Below are 18,382 nucleotides of genomic sequence, written 5' to 3' on the forward strand. Positions count from 1 at the left end.
CATGCAGGAATCCAGATCTTACAAGGTATTTAAAGTATTCAATGTTATCTTTCTGCTGTTCGTAGTATTTATAACGCTCTATCCATTCTTAAATGTCGTGGCACAATCCTTCAGTAGTGAGTCCTATATTAATTCGGGCAAGGTTAGTCTGTTCCCAAGAGGATTCAATGTGGAGACGTATAAGACCATCTCGCGTGACAGCATGTTCTGGACGAATTATAAAAATACGATTATCTACACCGTGGTAGGTACGCTAATCTCCATGTTCATGACAACTATTTTCGCATATGCCCTGTCCAAAAAGAGATTAATGGGTCGCAAATTTCTGACCATGTTCGCCGTATTCACCATGTTCTTCAGTGGTGGATTGATTCCAAACTATGTGTTGATTAATTCCCTTGGGTTCAACAACACCATGTGGGCACTTGTTGTTCCTGGCGCAATTAGCATATACAACATGCTGATCATGAAATCATTTTTTGAAAATATGCCTGAAGAACTGGAGGAAGCTGCCTCGATTGACGGTTTGAACACTTACGGAATCTTGTTACGCATTATTTTGCCACTAAGTAAAGCAGTTATGGCAACCATGGTGCTGTTCTACGCAGTGGGCCATTGGAATTCCTGGTTCCCAGCCTTTCTGTATTTGGACAAAAAAGAACTGTTCCCGGTCACCATTTATCTGCGCAATATGATTGCAGGAGCGACAAGCGGGGCGTCTGCCGGTGCAACCTCAGCGGATAACCTGACACAGATTGCTGCCAATATTAAATCAGTAACGATGGTATTAACCATTTTGCCGATACTCACCATCTATCCATTTGTCCAAAGATACTTTGTAACCGGAATCATGTTAGGGTCTGTCAAACAGTAAAAAGCAGCAGCTAGAGTAATTCACATGATTAATTTTTAGATGTTGTTTAAAGTTTAAGGCAAAGTCAACCTAAACCAAATTCAGGGGGATAACCTAAATGAATCAAAAGCCACGTAAGTTTGTTGGTAAAATGGTGTTGGCAACAATGATGACCTTCGTTCTGGCAGCATGTAGCAGCGGTACTGGAGCTGGAGGTGACGTCACGGAAGTTCAAACCAAGGCAGCGATGGAAACGTACAATGTAGGGGATACATTCAAGGCGACCGAGCCATTTAATCTATCCATACTATACAGTGATCATCCTATTTATCCTTATAAAAAAAACTGGTTACTTTTCGATAAAATTACCGAACTGACGGGTGTTACGCTTGAGCCAACGATTGTTCCCATGAGTGACTACTCTCAGAAGAGATCCCTTCTAATTAGTTCAGGCGATGCACCGCTGATTATTCCCAAAACCTATCCTGGTGAAGAATCTGCATTTGTATCTTCCGGTGCGGTCTTGCCCATTAGTGATTACATTGATTTGATGCCGAACTTCAAGGATAAAGTGGAAAAATGGGGTTTGGAGGATGAACTGGAAGGACTTCGGCAAGAAGATGGAAAGTACTATGTGCTCCCGGGTCTGCATGAAGAAGTATGGCCGGATTATACATTACTGGTAAGAACGGATGTTTTTGAAGAAAATAACATCGCCATCCCGACGACATGGGACGAATTGTATGATGCAGCCAAAAAGCTGAAAGAAATCTACCCCGATTCCATTCCATTTTCGGATGGATTTAAATTCAATAGTACATTGAACATCGCTGCTACCGGTTTTGGTACCAAGGCTGGATGGGGTTTTGGTAATGGATTGACGTATAAAGAAGATCAGGATGAATTCGTATACACGGCTACAACACCAGAATACAAAGAGCTGTTGACCTACTTTAACAAGTTGGTATCTGAAGGATTGCTGGACAAAGAAAGTTTTACACAGGATGACGATCAGGCAATACAGAAATTTGTATCCGGCAAATCTTTTATGATTAACGGCAATTCCCAAACGCTGGTAATGCACCGAACTGATATGAACAAAACGCTGGGAGAGGGCAAATTCTCAGTTGAGAAGATTACAGTTCCTGGTGGACCAAAAGGCCAATTAATGTCAGGCTCCAGACTTGAAAACGGTGTCATGGTCTCTGGGAAAATTCAAAAAAGCGAAAATTTCAAAGCCATTATGCAATTTATTGATTGGTTATACTACAGTGATGAGGGTCAAGAGTTTGCCAAATGGGGTGTTGAAGGCGAAACATTTACCAAAGAGGGCGGAAAACGTAAATTGGTTGAAGACGTTAACTATAATGGTTTGAATCCAAAAGGAACGAAGGATCTGCGTATTGACTTTGGCTTCTCGGGTGGTGTATTTGCCTACGGAGGTACAACAGATCTGCTGCAATCGATGTTTAGTGAAGAAGAGTTGAAATTCCAGCAAGACATGAAGGATACCAAAGAAGTGATCCCGGCTGAACCACCGATTCCATACTCTTCTGAGGACCGTGAAAGGGTGACACTTCTGAGTACTCCACTGAAAGATTACTCAGACCAAAATACACTTAAATTTATCTTGGGTGAGCGAAACTTGTCTGAATTCGACACTTTTGTTAAAGAACTTGACAGTCAGGGTCTATCCAATTATCTGAAGCTGGCAAATGACACGTACAAAGCCTACAAAGAAAATAAGCAATAACATAGTTGATGTTGGCCAAATTACCGTTTCACACCGATATTTAAGTGGAACGGTAATTTGTGCTAATATGAATGAATACGGCTGAGAGAAAGAGGTCAAGGCATGTCAATTAATCAAAAAATTAGAGGCTCGACCCGGGCATATTCATATAATTTGTTAAAGGAACGAATTCTGCATCTGGAACTTAAGCCTGGTACTAAAATTTCAGAGAAAGAGATTGCAGATGAATTGCAAGTGAGCAGAACCCCCGTGCGAGAAGCATTCATGAAGCTTGCAGAAGAAGAACTGCTGGACATTATTCCCCAGAGTGGAACGATCGTCTCTCATATTAATCTAGAGCATGTGGAAGAAGGCAGGTTTACGAGGGAAAAGTTGGAGAAGGAAATCGTGACTTTGGCATGTGTTTCTTTTCCTGAAGAATTCCGATTTCGACTTGAAACCAACATTGCGATGCAGGAAGTTTGTATAGGAAAAAACAATTTCTATCGTCTTTTTGAGCTGGATGAAGAGTTTCATCAGATTTTGTTCCAGGGCACGGGTAAGCTAAGAACATGGAAAATGTTGCAACAACTGAATATTCCGTTTAATCGGTTGCGTTTGTTACGTCTAGCGGAGGACTCCAACCTGGAGGTCATTATCTCCCAACACAAAGATATATATCGACTTATCACAGAGCGTAAAACAGAACAGGCTGTTCAAGTAATGGAAGCTCATCTCAGACTGGTTGTGATTGAACAGGAATCGATAAAAGCGAAATACCCGCATTATTTTATATAATGCACGGATGATGTATAATACTCTCCATATGCATATGCGAAAACCCCTGTTCAATTGAACAGGGGTTTTGGTTAAGCAAGTTATAACACGAGAGTGTCAGGCGTTCTTGATAAATGTAGGATCAGGGTATGGATCTGCAATCCAGCCATCTTTTTCGATGAACAGACGTACAGCGATAATTTGTTTGTTCTCCATTAAGGTGAAGAAGTGCGGTGTATTCTCGGGTACAGAAATGACGTCTCCAGGAGACAGTTCTACATTAAAGTAACCTACATCATCTGTGGCTTTGATAACAAAGATTCCTTTACCAGCGACAATCGCACGGATCTCATCTTCAGCGTGGGTGTGGATCTCTTCGAACTTGGCCAGCTTTTCTTCGATATCTGGTGTTTGCTCGGACAGTGTGATCACATCCCAGATTTGGTACCCGCGACGTGCAGCCAAATCTCTGATCTCATAGTCGTAAGTTTCTAAAACCTCGGTTTTCTGTTCATCCGTTAATCCAAAGTTATTTTGCAGATCAGTGTTCAGTTTGGATGCGTCCCACTTCTCATATAATACTTCGTATTTGTTCAAGAAATTTCGAACATTTTCGTCACCAGTGATGCGTTCGTTCGTATTTCGGATAACAATTTCAGCCATGTTCTTTCCCTCTTTTCCACTTGGTTTAATTGAATTATATCGGATACCTCTGTTTTTGTCGATTCTCAAATTCCGTTCATAATTCGTGTAAACCCGCCATCTTTCGCGAGAAAACCCGATCTTTCACATTAAGTTAGTTTCTGTTAAACTAAGATTTAACGTTTTGCGGGGGTGAAGATATTGGATAAGATTAGTCTACACGATGCATTAAAACAACGAATATTAATCCTCGACGGTGCGATGGGGACCATGATTCAACAAGTTGATCTGACTGGCGAAGATTTTGGCGGCGAAGATCTGGATGGATGTAATGAAATGTTAGTGCTTACTCGTCCAGAGCTGATCCAGCGCATTCATGAAGAATATCTGGAGGCTGGCGCCGATTTAATTGAAACCAATACATTTGGTGCGACATCGGTCGTGCTTGCTGAATACGATATTCAGGATCGGGCACGCGAAATCAATCTGGAAGCAGCCAGAATTGCGAAAGCTGCGGTTGATCGTTTCTCTACACCGGAATCTCCACGTTATGTGGTGGGTGCGATGGGACCAACAACCAAAACACTGTCTGTAACCGGGGGAGTAACGTTCCAGGAACTTATCGACAGTTATTTGGAGCAAGCGCTTGCTTTAATAGAGGGAGGCGTTGATGCGCTACTGCTTGAAACCTCACAGGATACCCTCAATGTAAAAGCAGGCAGCATCGGAATTCAGCAGGCCTTCGAACAGAGCGGTGTTACACTGCCCCTGATGATCTCAGGAACGATCGAACCGATGGGAACGACCCTTGCGGGCCAGAACATCGAATCCTTTTATATATCCTTAGAACACCTTAACCCAATTTCGGTAGGACTAAACTGCGCTACGGGTCCGGAATTCATGCGTGATCACATTCGTTCGCTTTCCGGAATGGCATCGGTTGCGGTTAGTTGTTACCCGAACGCGGGTCTCCCGGATGAGAACGGTAATTACCATGAGTCACCAGACTCACTCGCTCAGAAGATAGGTGCATTTGCGGAACAGGGCTGGTTGAATATCGCTGGTGGATGTTGCGGGACAACCCCTGCACATATTCGGGCTATGCGTGATACGCTTGCCCAGTACCCCCCAAGAGAAATGAACGGAACACATCCACCGGCATTGTCTGGTATAGAACCAATCTATATCGAACAGGACAATCGTCCCTACATGGTCGGTGAACGTACGAATGTGCTGGGATCACGGAAATTCAAACGACTCATTGTCGAAGGAAAATATGAAGAAGCTTCGGAAATTGCTCGTGCTCAAGTGAAAAATGGAGCGCACATTGTCGATGTGTGTGTACAAGATCCAGACCGTGAAGAGTCAGAAGACATGGTGAAGTTCCTTGAATTGGTTGTGAAAAAAGTAAAGGTTCCTCTCATGATCGATACGACAGATGCTTCAGTCATTGATTTGGCTCTTCAGTACTCGCAAGGTAAAGCGATAATTAACTCCATTAACCTTGAGGATGGCGAAGAGAAATTTGAGCTGATCACGCCGTTGCTTCATAAATATGGTGGTGCGGTTGTTGTCGGAACGATTGATGAGCGGGGGCAGGCGATTAGTCGGGAAGACAAGCTCGACGTAGCCAAGCGTTCTTATGATCTGCTGGTGAACAAATATGGACTCAAACCAGAAGACCTTATTTTCGATACATTGGTGTTCCCGGTAGGTACGGGAGATGAACAGTACATCGGTTCAGCCAAAGAAACCATTGAAGGTATAAGAGTGATCAAAGAAGCGATGCCTGAATGTCATACGATACTTGGGATCAGTAACATTTCATTCGGACTGCCTGAGGCAGGCCGTGAAGTGCTGAACTCTGTATTTTTGTATGAATGTACCAAAGCAGGGCTCGATTATGCCATCGTGAACACAGAGAAACTGGAGCGTTATGCATCCATTCCTGAAGAAGAACGCAGGCTCTCGGAAGAGCTTTTATATAACACGAATGATGATACACTGGCGGCATTCGTAGCGGCATTCCGTAACAAGAAGGTGGAGAAGAAGGAAAAAATCTCGAACCTTTCATTAGAAGAGCGTCTCGCTTCATATGTTGTCGAAGGAAGCAAAGAAGGATTACTGCCAGATCTCGAACAGGCACTTGCCAAATACACAGCACTTCAAGTGATTAATGGTCCACTTATGCGGGGGATGGAGGAAGTAGGTCGTCTCTTTAACAACAATGAGTTGATTGTAGCCGAGGTGTTGCAGAGTGCGGAGGTTATGAAGGCTTCTGTAGCATATCTGGAGCAATTCATGGAGAAGAACGAGACTTCGGTTAAAGGCAAGATCATTCTGGCCACGGTTAAGGGTGATGTGCATGACATCGGGAAGAACCTGGTAGAGATCATCCTGTCCAATAACGGTTACCAGATCATTAATTTGGGTATAAAAGTACCACCAGAACGTATTATTGAGGCTTACCGAGAAGAGAAAGTCGATGCAATCGGTCTCTCGGGGTTATTGGTAAAATCAGCCCAGCAGATGATTCTTACCGCTCAGGATTTGCGAACAGCAGGGATTGATGTACCTATTATGGTTGGCGGAGCGGCGCTAACTCGTAAATTCACCAAAAACCGTATCCGACCTGAGTATGATGGAATGGTTGTATATGCCAAAGACGCGATGGATGGTCTGGATCTGGCGAACAAATTGATGAATCCCGTTACACGTGAAGCCATGCAATTGGAGATGGATGCGGAGAAAGAAGCGGATGCTTCAGGTGCTGTAGCTGTTCAGGCCCTTCCAGAGCTTACACGAGTGGAGCGTTCGGATATTGCTGTAGATCATCCGGTTCTTGTACCGCCGGATCTGGAGCGACATACGATGCGCAACTATCCGTTATCACATATTCTGCCATACGTGAACATGCAGATGCTGCTTGGACACCATTTAGGGTTGCGCGGTTCAGTTGAACAACTGCTTGCTTCAGGTGACAAAAAGGCTACCGACCTGAAAGCAGTGGTGGATGATATCATGCAAGAGGCTGTTCGTGACGGGATTATACAGGCGCATGCCATGTATCGTTTCTTCCCGGCTCAGTCCAGTGGTAACAGCATCATTATCTATGATCCAAAGGACACGAGCAATATTTTGCATACATTTACATTCCCACGTCAAAAAGTCGAGCCGTTCCTGTGCCTGTCCGACTTCCTGAAACCTGTTGAATCCGGTCAAATGGATTACGTTGGCTTTATGGTTGTTACTGCCGGACACGGTGTGCGTGAACTATCCACGGCGTGGAAAGATCAAGGGGATTATCTTCGCTCGCATGCTCTTCAATCCGTAGCGCTCGAAGTAGCAGAGGGATTAGCTGAGCGTGTGCATCATATGATGAGAGATATCTGGGGATTCCCAGATTCTGCACAGATGACGATGAAGCAACGACACGGTGCGCGTTATCAGGGGATCAGGGTATCCTTTGGATATCCGGCTTGTCCGGATTTGGAAGACCAAGGACCGTTGTTCAAGTTGTTACAGCCTGAGGATATCGGTGTGGAATTGACGGAAGGTTTCATGATGGAACCTGAAGCATCCGTATCAGCGATGGTATTCAGCCATCCGCAAGCCAAGTATTTTAACGTAGAAAAGGCATAAAATTAGTTGAGTGTCAGGCAAAGCCCTCCGCATTGTCGGAGGTTTTTTGCTGGCAACAGAAAGAGGTGCGATCCAGAATGGAACTATATTTCCTGGGAACTAATGCTGGTGTACCTACGCTTCAACGGAATGTAACTTCCATTGGGCTACGCATGTTGGATGAGCGCAGAGCTTTGTGGTTGTTTGACTGCGGGGAAGGAACGCAGCATCAGATTTTAAGTTCTCCGCTTAAACTAAGCAAATTGGAGAAAATATTCATTACTCACCTGCATGGTGATCATGTATTTGGACTTCCAGGACTGCTTTCGAGCAGAGCCTATCAAGGTGGCACTACACCTTTAACGGTATATGGTCCGCCAGGTACGGAACGAATGATCAGTACAACCATGGAGCTTAGCCAATCACGGGTCAACTACGATTTGAATATCGTGGAACATACGGGAGGCGTCCTGTTCGAGGATGACAGTTTTATCGTGGAAGCCGCTTTACTTGAGCATCGGATTGATAGCTACGGATACCGAATTACAGAAAAAGATCGTCCAGGAAGCCTCGACCCGGTCAAACTGGCGGAATACGGTTTGAAACCAGGCCCATTGTTCGGCCGTCTGAAACGTGGAGAAACCATTACGCTGGATAACGGTGATTCGCTTCGTCCAGAAGATGTATTGGGCGCGCCAAAACGCGGCATGGTAATCACCATATTGGGTGATACACGTCCATGTGACAATGTACAGCCTCTATCCGTAAATGCAGATGTGCTTGTCCATGAAGCTACATTTATGCATGATCTGGCCGATACAGCGCATGAGTACTATCATAGTACTTCAAAACAAGCGGCGGAAGCGGCTAGAGCAGCCAATGTAGGCCAATTGATCATGACTCACTTTAGCTCACGTTATAAGGATGAGGATCAACTGCAGCCACTTTTGGAAGAAGCACAGTCCGTATTTCCGAATACCAGACTTGCAAACGAACACCAGCTTATTCCTGTCGTGCATCGCAAGCAAGAATCTTAACCAGGATTGCGATCCATTGCACGGCTAAACACGTCATATAATGAACCGGGTAATTGCACGGGACTGAGGGAGAGGAACTCCCGCGGTCCCTTTTGCAATCTGGTCAGAAAGCGTGTAGGATGGGCAATATGAAGAGGGAAATGATTCAAATTATTTTCCGGGAAAGCGCAGGAAATGACAAGCTTGTACAGAAGACGCGCGAGTTAAACCGTCTGTGTTCGATTCGGTTCGACTTGTTACATGCACATGTCAGCAAGCCATTATTTTTTGCCTGAATACATAGGTTCGCGGTCAAGTTCAAGGTAAATGATTAAGGACATGAAACGTTAATGGAATAAAGAAAGGAAGTGCTGTGTGTGATTAAGGCCTATCTGATTGACTTGGATGGTACGCTCTATCATGGCAGACATCGTATCGAAGGAGCCGATCAGCTTATTCGAACACTGCAAGAGCTAGGCAAGCCGTATTTATTCGTAACCAATAATTCTTCTCGCACACCACAAGGTGTGGCAGATCATCTGAACGGGATGGGCATACCTGCCGATGCGTCTCAAGTATGTACTTCTGCTGTGGCAGCTGCTGAATACGTTGCTGAAGAGTCTCCGGGTGCAAAAGTGGCATGTATTGGTGAAGCAGGACTGCTGCAAGCCATAGAAGAAGCAGGACTTCAGTTGACAGAAGATGCACCTGATTACGTGATACAGGGGATTGATCGTGAATTTTCCTATTCTAAACTGACCAAGGCGCTAAGGTGGATTAATGCGGGATCAAAATTCATCATGACCAACCCGGATCTGCAGCTTCCTTCCGATGATGGACTGACGCCTGGTGCTGGAACGATTGGAGCAGCAATTGAAGCCGCAACCGGAGTTCGTCCTACAGTCATAGGCAAGCCATCCAGTGTTATAATGAAGTCAGCCATTAGCCGGCTGAACCTGGCATCTCATGAAGTGGCAGTGATCGGAGACAATATGCGAACCGATATCGCAGCTGGAGTCGCAGCAGGATGTGAGACGCTGCTGGTACTTACCGGTGTGACAACACGGGAAAATATGGATGGACACATTCAAGCAGCCAAGGCTCGACCTGATCATGTGTTTGAAGATTTGCATAAATTGATGGAGTGGCTGTCGCAAGGGACAGACCAAACTTCCAAAAAGGGGTAATGTACGATGCCGGAACTGCCGGAAATGGAAAATTACCGGACCTTGTTGTCCGAGAAAATACTTGATCTACCGATTACAGGTGTTGTAATTAACCGGGATAAAACGATAAATACGGAGCCTGATCTGTTCATCAATGAACTTACAGGCAATCGCATCATATTTGTTGAGCGCCGAGCGAAGCATTTGATTTTCCACCTGGCTAATGGCAAACGTCTGGTGCTGCACCTCATGTTGGGCGGTATGATTTTCTGGGGCACGGAAGAGGAACGCCCTGATCGTTCTACACAAGTGGAAATCCAGTTTGGAGATCACATTTTATTCTTTATTGGCCTGCGCTTGGGGTATTTACATCTACTTACTTCAAAAGAGACAGAAGCGGCAATGTCCGATCTTGGACCGGAACCTTTGGATCGACGGATGAACGTGGAACGTTTTGCTTCTCTGTTGAAAGGTCGTCGGGGGACACTCAAGACAACGTTGGTTAACCAGCATATCATTGCAGGGATTGGCAACTGTTATTCGGATGAAATTGCGTTCGCTGCAGGTCTGAGACCAAGCTCCAAAACGCAGAACATCGCGACTTCACCTGAGCTGACGGAGCGTTTGTTCCATTCGATGCAGTCCGTGTTGCGCGAAGCAGCATCTGAAGGTGGATATATGGAAATGCCACTGATGCAAGGGGATACGAAGACAGGAAGCTTTGACGAGCAGTGTCGGGTGTACGATCGGGAAGGCGAGACTTGTCCGCGCTGCGGGGGAACGATTGAACGAGTGGAAATTACGGGCAAGAAGGCATTCTTCTGTCCGAAATGCCAGCATGAAGCCTAACAACGGAATCGGGGCACATGTCAGCACGAGAGGTGGATTTCTACAGGCAGCCAAGAGAGCACATGCGATGGGAGCAACGGCGTTTCAGTATTTTCCGAAGAACCCGCGTAGTCTTGGTCTGAAAAGTCTGGATCTCAAGGATGCTGAGCAGTGCAGGGATTGGTGTGAACAGCATGGACTGGCTTCGATTGCCCATTCACCCTATCCTACGAATCCGGCGTTGGGCATGACCCGTGGAGAGGCGGGGTATCATGCTACAATAGCTTCTATTCGCAATGATCTTGAAATTTCGAACGCTTGCGGTTCCGTTGGGACGGTGGTCCATTTTGGACATATCAAAACAAATGATCCGCTGGAGGGTTATCAGAACCTCATTCATTGTCTGGATACCGCCTTGGAGAATTGGAATGGTCATTCGAAGGTGCTGCTTGAGAATCAGGCAGGTGATCATGGCCCCATGGGCACGACAATGGAAGAAATGATACAGATTCGCAAATTGTCTCGATATCCAGAGCATATTGCATTTTGTTTTGACACATGCCATGCTTTTGCTTCTGGTATGTGGTCGTCAGGCAACGAATCAGAGATGCTTGATCAAGGCAGGGTGCTCGGATACTGGGATGATGTTGCTGCTGTACATTTTAATGATTCCAAATATGCGTCTGGTTCGTGTAAGGATAGACATGCGAGGATCGGACAGGGATATATCGGAAATGAATCACTGAAAACATTGATCAATGCGCCTGAGTTCCAAAAGGCGGTTGTTGTGCTCGAGACAGAAACGGGCGAAGATGGAACGCACCGTGATGATATAGCGCTCATGCGTTCCTGGTTATAATGGGGAGAGGAGCGATTGTATGCATGTTTTTTTGGACGACTATCGGGCATGTCCAAAAGGATTTGTTCTGGCAACGAATGCAGAAGAGTGCCTGATGCTGCTAAGAGAAGGTGACGTGGACATTTTGTCTCTGGATTATGAGCTTGGGCCGGATTCGCCGAATGGCGGTGAGGTTGCGGCATCCATTGTACGAGAAGGTTTATTTCCACGCGAAATTTATTTGCATACGTCCAGTATGTTTGGCAAACGCCAGATGTACGAGATGTTATATAGCAATAAACCCGATACGGTTACCATTCATAATGGTCCTATGACGGGTGAGGTTATGCTGCGTGTTGCTGCGGGAGAAGAAAGTTCATGAAGCCAATTACATCCAAAATGTTAATGCGCGGCGTATGGGAAGGCATGCCACAGGCTGTGTTTATATACACCCCTTTATGTGGGACATGTGCGGCTGCACGGCGTATGTTAGAGGTTGTTGAGCACATGCTGCCAGAAGGTATTTTATCCGAAATGAACATCCATGACATTCCTGAACTTGTACAACAATTTCAAATTTCAAGCGTACCAGCCGTGATGCTGTTTGACGGCCAGCAAGATGTTCCAAAAATGGTTTATCGGATGAGCTCTGTGGAGCATTTACTCTCGGAGATTCGGAAGGCGGTGCTGAAATGAGTATAATCTCAATGGAACATGTCTCACTCAAACGAGAAGAGAATCAGATTCTGGATAACGTGCATCTACGCATTGAACAAAACGAACATTGGGTTATTCTGGGTCGGAATGGTTCTGGCAAAACAACGTTGCTGGAAATGATGAACGGATATATGTTTCCAAGCCAGGGACGCATTGAAGTACTCGGTAACCTGTATGGGCAATGTGACGTCAGGGAAGTGCGTAAGGAAATCGGTTATATCAGCCAAACGTTAATTGAGAAACTCACACCGAGAGATCCGGTATGGGAGGTTGTCGCTACAGGAGCTTATGCTTTTTTGCGTTTTTATCAGACCATTCCTGATGAAGTCAAAGCCAAGGCACTGAGTTTGCTAGATGACATGGGCTTTGCCAACCTCGCCAATAATTCGCTTGGAACGTTGTCTCAAGGGGAGCGCAAAAAAGTCATGCTTGCACGGTCATTAATGGCTGAGCCAAAAATACTGATTATGGACGAGCCTTGTGCCGGGCTGGACTTATATGAACGTGAGAAAATGCTGGCTGAGATTGATCGTTTGCGCCAGCGTAACATTACAGTGGTGTATGTAACACACCATGTTGAAGAGATCGTACCTTTATTTACGCACGTGGCCTTGATCGGCGATGGACGCATTGCGGCGGCTGGCCCCAAGCATGAAGTTTTGACACAAGATACAATTAAGCATACGTACGATGTTCCGGTCGATATCCAGTGGGATGACGGTCGTCCGTGGATACGCGTACGTTCTGGAGGGTAACACAATTTGAGTACACAATCGTCTTGGGAAGAAGGCAACTTCTCCCGTTTTATCTGCACAGCCAATCATGGCTTTGCCCCTTATGCACAGGAAGAATTACGCCGTACGTTTGGTGCGGTGAAGAGCACAGTACTCGTACCGGGAGAAATTTTGCTTGCGGGTCTGCCTGTAGCGGAGGAAGAAGTTGCAGGTAAACTGCTGGAAGATTATCCAACGTTCCTACGTCATATCCAGCCTGTTCAGTTTCAGGAGAATACAGAAGATTCGGAGCAGTCTATTGAGAAATTGATTGCATTTGTAATGAATCATAAGGAACTGACGGGTACCCCTGTCGTACTACAGGTACGGAAGACAGACGGGGCCTTTTGGCAAGAAAATGCAGCTTCATTGAAACAATTGCTAACAGAAAAACTGGATGAGCTAGGCTGTGAATGGGTTGTACGTGATGCTGAATATGTCATTTCCGTATTTGCTGCGAATGACATGTTGTATGCAGGCGTATCCAGACCTGAACAGAACCTGTCAGACTGGAACGGGGGCGCCGTACGTTTTCAAAAAGAAGATGGACAGATCTCGCGTGCCAAGTTCAAATTGCTTGAAGCCGAGCAAACGTTTGGCATTGACTTTACTTCATTTCGTAAAGCACTTGATATCGGTGCAGCGCCAGGTGGATGGACCTCGTTCCTGCTTGAACGCGGGCTTGAAGTTACTGCGGTAGATCCCGCGAAGATGGATGCGACGCTGTTGGCATCACCAAAACTGACTTTCTTAAAGAAAAATGCAGGCGATGTACGCTTTCGCGAAGGAGAATTTGATCTGCTCGTATGTGATATGAGTTGGAGTCCCAAGCTGATGAGCCGACTTGTATCAGACCTTCTATATAGTCTTCAACCTGGGGGAACAGCGATTGTTACCGTGAAGTTATTGCATAAAAAACCGCTCGCACTCATTAAGGATGTTATTGATACGTTTGAGCGTTCGCGAATGCAGATTCAACGTTCCAAGCAGTTGTTCCATAACCGGGAAGAGATTACACTCTATATGGTCAAATATTAAGAGATCTAGCCTTGATTAAAGCAGCTAAATGTATTATGAAATTGATTCGATTAAGCACATTAAATTTTGTGCTTTACAATCTATTCCGGCCTGTACTATAATGATACCAATATTAACCATAACAAACCTAAGGGAAAGCATCCCGAAGCGAACGAAACCGGATATCCGGTCTGTTCTTCTTCGGTGAAGTTTTCCCTTTTTTGTTGTGTATTGAAGGAGGAATTGGTATGAGACATCCGGCCAGGCTGGAACGCGGAAGCCTGCTGGGAGGTAGATATCGTATCGTATCCATTCTGGGAACAGGCGGAATGAGCCATGTATACGAGGCGGAGGATCTGAAGCTGCCGGGCAAGATATGGGCAATTAAAGAAAGCGTAACGGCTATGCCGTATGAAGGCAGCATGGAGACAGAGGCCGCTCTCCTGACATCACTCCGCCATCCAAGATTACCGCAAATTGTTGATTTTTTTGTCCCGGATGAAGATGGGTACACGTACTTGGTGATGGAATACATCGAAGGGTTAACGCTCAGTGAGTATTTCAAGCAGTGCCGCGGGAAAATTCCGATGGAGCAGTTAACGGAGCTAGTGCTTCAATTGCTGGATGTGTTGAGTTATCTGCATAGTCTGAATCCACCTGTCATCTATAGGGATCTGAAACCATCCAATATCATGATCACCCCGGAACATGAAGTAAGATTAATCGATTTTGGCATCGCCAGAAGTTACAAGCCGCAAAGTGCAGAAGATACCGTCAAGTTGGGAACAGCTGGTTTCGCCGCTCCAGAACAATATGGCTCGGGTCAGACCGATGCCCGTTCGGATCTATATGGACTCGGAGCTTTGCTGCTATATCTTATGACTGGTGGGGCGTATACGGAATGGATTCAAGGTGTAGAAAGCTCTATTCGGAGTGATGTTCCACGGACGTACATCCCTGTGGCGAGAAGACTGTTAAGGTATAATGCCGAGGAGCGATTCCAATCTGCGGATGAGGTGAGGAAGGAACTGCTCCGCATACCTGGTGGAATAACGCCTGGTGGAGATGCGACCATGACCCTGAATGGTGGAACAAGAGTTATTGCCTTAACTGGTGCTTCATCTGGTGTAGGGGTTACCCACACCGCTATAGCTATCAGTCATTATCTCGAAAGGCAAAACTTTAAAGTGGCTGTGATTGAAATGTCACCTCGCTCTCAATCCTTTGCAAGAATCCAACAAATCGCTCAAGCAGGTAAACCGGTGCCGGCAGGTAGACAATTTGCAGTGGATGGTGTGCATTATTGGAAACAATCCGGGCGAGCAGATATTTTGTCTTTGCTTGGGGGGAGTTATCAATTCATCGTGATGGACCTCGGTAGTGGTCAGGACCAGAACCGGCTGGAAGAATTTCTGCGTGCAGATCTGCCGATTGTTATAGGCTCAGGTGCGGAATGGAGACAGGCGGAAATTGGTGCCTTTGTTCGATCACATCATCGGTATCCACGAGAGAAATGGATATATTGTCTGCCCCTCGCAGCAACTGAAGCTGTTCAGCGCATTCGTAAAACGCTGGATACATCGAGTGTATATGGTCTGCCGTTACATATTGACCCTTTTGACAAGGACGCACAGATGGATAAAGTGTTTTCTCATATTTTAACGCATATGATGGGACAGCAACCCAAGAAACGTTCGTTCTTTTCAAGAAGGAAAGTTCATGATTAGACGAGATTACGAAAGGAGAGCCTCTTTTGTCTAAATTAAGAAAACAAAGCCGTAAACTGATCTATGCCGGGCTTATCGGAGCAGGCGCTGTAGGGTTGGTGTTCGGAGGATATGTTATTTATAATGTCAAAACGATGGGGGATGTCAGGTCAGCTGTAGAAGCCCGTTATTTATCGGCATATGAGGAAAAGGAAGCTGAATTAAAGCAACAATGGGATTCGGGAGCACAAGGATGGGTCACGGTTCGGGATATTGAAGCAGGTGAACCGATATTACCGGAGGATCTGAAGCTCATTGCTGTTCCAGATGCACAAGCTCCACGAAATCTCTGGTCCAGTACCAAGCAAATGGAAGGCCAAGTGGCCAAAATAGAGTTGAAAAAAGGAACAGCCATTACTACCGAGATGGTGTATGAGGATACACCGGCTCCGCCTGATTTAAGAAATCGAGAGCTGCAAGTTGTATTATTGCCATCCTCACTCGTTAAGGGAGATATTATTGATGTTCGTATTCAGTTCCCGACAGGGCAGGATTATGTTCTCTTATCGAAGAAAAAAGTGGAACGACTCAATTCAGCTACCTTATGGATTACGATGACGGAGGAAGAGATTCTGTCACTCTCCAGTGCAATTGTAGATGCTTATTTACATAAAGCTTCAATCTATGCCTTAACCTATGTAGAACCACAGTTTCAGACACCTGCAATCGCGACGTATCCTGCCAATTCAGAAGTATTAAAACTGCTGGAGAGTGATCCGAATATTGTTCGACGAGCGGAACAGGAGTTATCCAGACAGGTACGAAGTTCGCTTGAAAGTTCACTGGCCGCCTCCGTGACAGCCCCATCAAAAGGCGTTGAACAGGATGTGGCACAATCCTCAGTTACCTATAACAGTCGTCCATCAGCAAATAATTCGGCAACATCGGATGCAGTGATGTGGAATGATGGTTCAGGTAACGGAGCAGAAACTAATACTGGAAGTGTCAATGATCCCGTTGAAGTTTTACAGACAGAACAGCAGAGTTTGTTAACAGGCGGAGAGTAGAGACCGATAGCAATGTTCACGTGTTCAGTTGAATAAAATTCAGATAACAAGGTTTTTGAGAAATGGGAGGGAGTGATAACATCTATGCGATCATGGATCTTTGCGGGTTTGTGTGAGAAGAATGATTTGATGTTATATCTTTGCAAGATATTGGCTTCGACAGGTAACAAGGTCTTACTCGTAGATGGAACCTTACTACAAAAGTATGGGTACGGTGTAGGTGACAGTCAGCAGTCTTTGCGAATTACGGAATTTGAAGGATTTGATATCGCTTGTCATTTTGTTACATCAGCAGCTGTAGAGAATCATCTAGAAGTAAACGGAGAACGATTGGACAGTTATGACTATGTGTTATATGACATGGAGACCTCACATTTTGCTTCACGTAATCTCTGGCTAAGCGCTGATGTAAGAGTCTGGGTGAGTGATTATGAGCGTTATAATCTGGAACGTGGCAAGGGTTGGTTGAAGCGGTTGCTTGAAGAACAGTCATTGCCTGGTGAGCTGTTATTTCAACGGCTCTTAATTAACGGGGTTGATTGCAAACTTGAAGCTCGTTATCTGTGGGCATATCTGGAGGGCAGTCCATTTGTGTGGACAGGAGAATCCTTAGTGCTTCCGTGGGATGAGATAACAGCGGCGGTTAAGCTTGAGAATGAGCATCATCGCCGAGTTCATCTTGGACCTTTATCACGAAATTACAAAAAATCGTTGTGCCGTGTGGTCGAGCAGCTAACAGGTTGGGAAAGTGTTCGTAGTCGCCGTGCGATGAAAGAAGCAGAGAGGATGAGAGCATGAGCACGATTACCTTTTGGAGCCCTTTTGCAGGAACAGGCTGCACTTCAAGCACATTAATTAGTGCCTATGCGATGGCACTTCACTACAGGACAAGAGTGTTACTTGTTAACGCAGGCATTGCTGGAACTGGCACAGAAGCTGCTCTACCATCCAAAGATTCGGATTCAGCGGATTTTATGTTCTCCTTCGAAGAGGGGGGCTGGGATGCGATTGAACGGCTGCATTCGAGCGGAAGTCTGAATAAGCACAATCTCAGGGATTATACTAAGCCACTTTTGAAAGAAAGACTTGATTTCCTGACCGGGAGAATTGATGAGATGGAACGTTCCCCGCAGGAACATGGTGAGACTGTGAAAAAGCTGCTGAAAGTAGCTAACGAGTATTATGATCTGGTTCTTCTGGATGCGGATCATGCTGGTGTCGATTTGCAGCTCAAGCTGCAACAAGCGGACTATGTTGTCATTAATCTCGATCAAAATATGCGAAATCTGGAGTTGTTCTTTGAAGAGATTCTGCCAACACGAATGAACAATAAGAATATGCATGTTGTCATTAACAAATACGATTCTCACTCCCGTGCAACGCTTTCCAATATTCGGCGCCAGTTTAGATACAAAGGTACGATATCTGCGATACCGTACACAACTGGTTACCTGGATGCAATGAATCGGCGAGATGTCGCCAGGTACTTGCAGTTGGAAAGTTTGTCTGAGGATAAGGATATTCGTAAAGGGAGCTTTGCTGCAAGCATGAGCGAACTCGCTCGCCTGATTATGGACGGTGCAGGTATGCGCACAGTTCTGAAGAGGCTGGAAAGGGGAGCCTGAACCT

The 18,382-nt window shown here is 45.5% G+C and carries 18 protein-coding genes; 17 read left to right on the top strand and 1 reads right to left on the bottom strand.

The window, feature by feature from the left end:
• Position 1: 1 nt before the first annotated feature.
• The 3 genes from ACX9NY_RS05945 to ACX9NY_RS05955 all read left to right on the top strand — a co-directional run bounded on the left by ACX9NY_RS05945 (position 2) and on the right by ACX9NY_RS05955 (position 3,383).
• Entirely contained in the window at positions 2–874 is an 873-nt protein-coding gene (locus tag ACX9NY_RS05945) for a carbohydrate ABC transporter permease (protein ID WP_036613592.1), read from the top strand.
• 97 nt (positions 875–971) lie between these two features.
• Positions 972–2,606 carry an ABC transporter substrate-binding protein gene (locus ACX9NY_RS05950; protein ID WP_472477557.1) on the top strand — a complete coding sequence of 545 codons (1,635 nt, stop codon included), beginning with the start codon at positions 972–974 and terminating at the stop codon, positions 2,604–2,606.
• Positions 2,607–2,708: 102 nt separating this feature from the next.
• Entirely contained in the window at positions 2,709–3,383 is a 675-nt protein-coding gene (locus ACX9NY_RS05955; RefSeq protein ID WP_472477559.1) for a GntR family transcriptional regulator, read from the top strand.
• 96 nt (positions 3,384–3,479) lie between these two features.
• Here ACX9NY_RS05955 and ACX9NY_RS05960 read toward each other — a convergent pair whose 3' ends face one another.
• Positions 3,480–4,025 carry a cupin domain-containing protein gene (locus tag ACX9NY_RS05960; protein WP_036613600.1) on the bottom strand — a complete coding sequence of 182 codons (546 nt, stop codon included), beginning with the start codon at positions 4,023–4,025 and terminating at the stop codon, positions 3,480–3,482.
• A gap of 180 nt (positions 4,026–4,205) precedes the next feature.
• Between ACX9NY_RS05960 and metH the strand changes: the two genes are divergently transcribed.
• The 14 genes from metH (at position 4,206) to ACX9NY_RS06030 (ending at position 18,378) form a co-directional block, all read left to right on the top strand.
• A complete protein-coding gene (gene metH / locus ACX9NY_RS05965) occupies positions 4,206–7,646 on the top strand; it encodes a methionine synthase (RefSeq protein WP_342570311.1) in 3,441 nt (1,146 codons plus the stop codon).
• A gap of 77 nt (positions 7,647–7,723) precedes the next feature.
• Positions 7,724–8,662: a ribonuclease Z gene (gene rnz, locus ACX9NY_RS05970; protein ID WP_339255860.1), complete on the top strand. Its 939-nt coding sequence runs from the start codon at positions 7,724–7,726 to the stop codon at positions 8,660–8,662.
• A gap of 128 nt (positions 8,663–8,790) precedes the next feature.
• Entirely contained in the window at positions 8,791–8,937 is a 147-nt protein-coding gene (locus ACX9NY_RS05975; protein WP_442031933.1) for a hypothetical protein, read from the top strand.
• Between the two features lie 81 nt (positions 8,938–9,018).
• Entirely contained in the window at positions 9,019–9,828 is an 810-nt protein-coding gene (locus ACX9NY_RS05980; RefSeq protein WP_472477562.1) for a TIGR01457 family HAD-type hydrolase, read from the top strand.
• A gap of 6 nt (positions 9,829–9,834) precedes the next feature.
• Entirely contained in the window at positions 9,835–10,656 is an 822-nt protein-coding gene (locus ACX9NY_RS05985) for an Fpg/Nei family DNA glycosylase (protein WP_339234519.1), read from the top strand.
• On the top strand, positions 10,646–11,494 hold the full coding sequence (locus ACX9NY_RS05990; protein WP_472479217.1) for a deoxyribonuclease IV: 849 nt from the start codon (positions 10,646–10,648) through the stop codon (positions 11,492–11,494). Before ACX9NY_RS05985 ends, ACX9NY_RS05990 begins: the two co-directional genes overlap by 11 nt.
• Before the next feature lie 19 nt (positions 11,495–11,513).
• Positions 11,514–11,855, top strand: coding sequence for a cyclic-phosphate processing receiver domain-containing protein (locus ACX9NY_RS05995; RefSeq protein WP_339234516.1), 342 nt, complete (start codon positions 11,514–11,516; stop codon positions 11,853–11,855).
• The gene (locus ACX9NY_RS06000) at positions 11,852–12,169 is read left to right on the top strand and encodes a thioredoxin family protein (protein WP_062834898.1); all 318 of its coding nucleotides are present in this window, start codon (positions 11,852–11,854) and stop codon (positions 12,167–12,169) included. Before ACX9NY_RS05995 ends, ACX9NY_RS06000 begins: the two co-directional genes overlap by 4 nt.
• A gap of 2 nt (positions 12,170–12,171) precedes the next feature.
• A complete protein-coding gene (locus ACX9NY_RS06005) occupies positions 12,172–12,945 on the top strand; it encodes an ABC transporter ATP-binding protein (protein WP_472479219.1) in 774 nt (257 codons plus the stop codon).
• A gap of 6 nt (positions 12,946–12,951) precedes the next feature.
• Complete coding sequence (locus tag ACX9NY_RS06010) at positions 12,952–14,001, top strand: SAM-dependent methyltransferase (protein ID WP_339234513.1); 1,050 nt, start codon at positions 12,952–12,954, stop codon at positions 13,999–14,001.
• A 227-nt stretch (positions 14,002–14,228) separates the two neighbouring features.
• The gene (locus ACX9NY_RS06015) at positions 14,229–15,707 is read left to right on the top strand and encodes a serine/threonine protein kinase (protein WP_342570301.1); all 1,479 of its coding nucleotides are present in this window, start codon (positions 14,229–14,231) and stop codon (positions 15,705–15,707) included.
• 26 nt (positions 15,708–15,733) lie between these two features.
• On the top strand, positions 15,734–16,753 hold the full coding sequence (locus tag ACX9NY_RS06020; RefSeq protein ID WP_472477565.1) for an SAF domain-containing protein: 1,020 nt from the start codon (positions 15,734–15,736) through the stop codon (positions 16,751–16,753).
• 84 nt (positions 16,754–16,837) lie between these two features.
• The gene (locus tag ACX9NY_RS06025) at positions 16,838–17,551 is read left to right on the top strand and encodes a hypothetical protein (protein WP_472477567.1); all 714 of its coding nucleotides are present in this window, start codon (positions 16,838–16,840) and stop codon (positions 17,549–17,551) included.
• A complete protein-coding gene (locus ACX9NY_RS06030; protein WP_472477569.1) occupies positions 17,548–18,378 on the top strand; it encodes a hypothetical protein in 831 nt (276 codons plus the stop codon). The genes ACX9NY_RS06025 and ACX9NY_RS06030 overlap by 4 nt, the downstream gene beginning before the upstream one ends.
• Positions 18,379–18,382 lie beyond the last annotated feature (4 nt).

This window comes from Paenibacillus sp. CB74 (assembly GCF_055687625.1).

Excerpts from the sequence above, each read along its gene's own strand:
- ACX9NY_RS05955 (WP_472477559.1), top strand. The coding sequence starts at position 2,709 with ATGTCAATTAATCAAAAAATTAGAGGCTCGACCCGGGCATATTCATAT.
- ACX9NY_RS06000 (WP_062834898.1), top strand. The coding sequence starts at position 11,852 with ATGAAGCCAATTACATCCAAAATGTTAATGCGCGGCGTATGGGAAGGC.
- ACX9NY_RS06015 (WP_342570301.1), top strand. The coding sequence starts at position 14,229 with ATGAGACATCCGGCCAGGCTGGAACGCGGAAGCCTGCTGGGAGGTAGA.
- ACX9NY_RS06025 (WP_472477567.1), top strand. The coding sequence starts at position 16,838 with ATGCGATCATGGATCTTTGCGGGTTTGTGTGAGAAGAATGATTTGATG.
- ACX9NY_RS05985 (WP_339234519.1), top strand. The coding sequence starts at position 9,835 with ATGCCGGAACTGCCGGAAATGGAAAATTACCGGACCTTGTTGTCCGAG.
- ACX9NY_RS05960 (WP_036613600.1), bottom strand. The coding sequence starts at position 4,025 with ATGGCTGAAATTGTTATCCGAAATACGAACGAACGCATCACTGGTGAC.
- ACX9NY_RS05995 (WP_339234516.1), top strand. The coding sequence starts at position 11,514 with ATGCATGTTTTTTTGGACGACTATCGGGCATGTCCAAAAGGATTTGTT.
- ACX9NY_RS05990 (WP_472479217.1), top strand. The coding sequence starts at position 10,646 with ATGAAGCCTAACAACGGAATCGGGGCACATGTCAGCACGAGAGGTGGA.
- ACX9NY_RS05975 (WP_442031933.1), top strand. The coding sequence starts at position 8,791 with ATGAAGAGGGAAATGATTCAAATTATTTTCCGGGAAAGCGCAGGAAAT.
- ACX9NY_RS05950 (WP_472477557.1), top strand. The coding sequence starts at position 972 with ATGAATCAAAAGCCACGTAAGTTTGTTGGTAAAATGGTGTTGGCAACA.
- ACX9NY_RS05945 (WP_036613592.1), top strand. The coding sequence starts at position 2 with ATGCAGGAATCCAGATCTTACAAGGTATTTAAAGTATTCAATGTTATC.
- ACX9NY_RS06030 (WP_472477569.1), top strand. The coding sequence starts at position 17,548 with ATGAGCACGATTACCTTTTGGAGCCCTTTTGCAGGAACAGGCTGCACT.
- rnz (WP_339255860.1), top strand. The coding sequence starts at position 7,724 with ATGGAACTATATTTCCTGGGAACTAATGCTGGTGTACCTACGCTTCAA.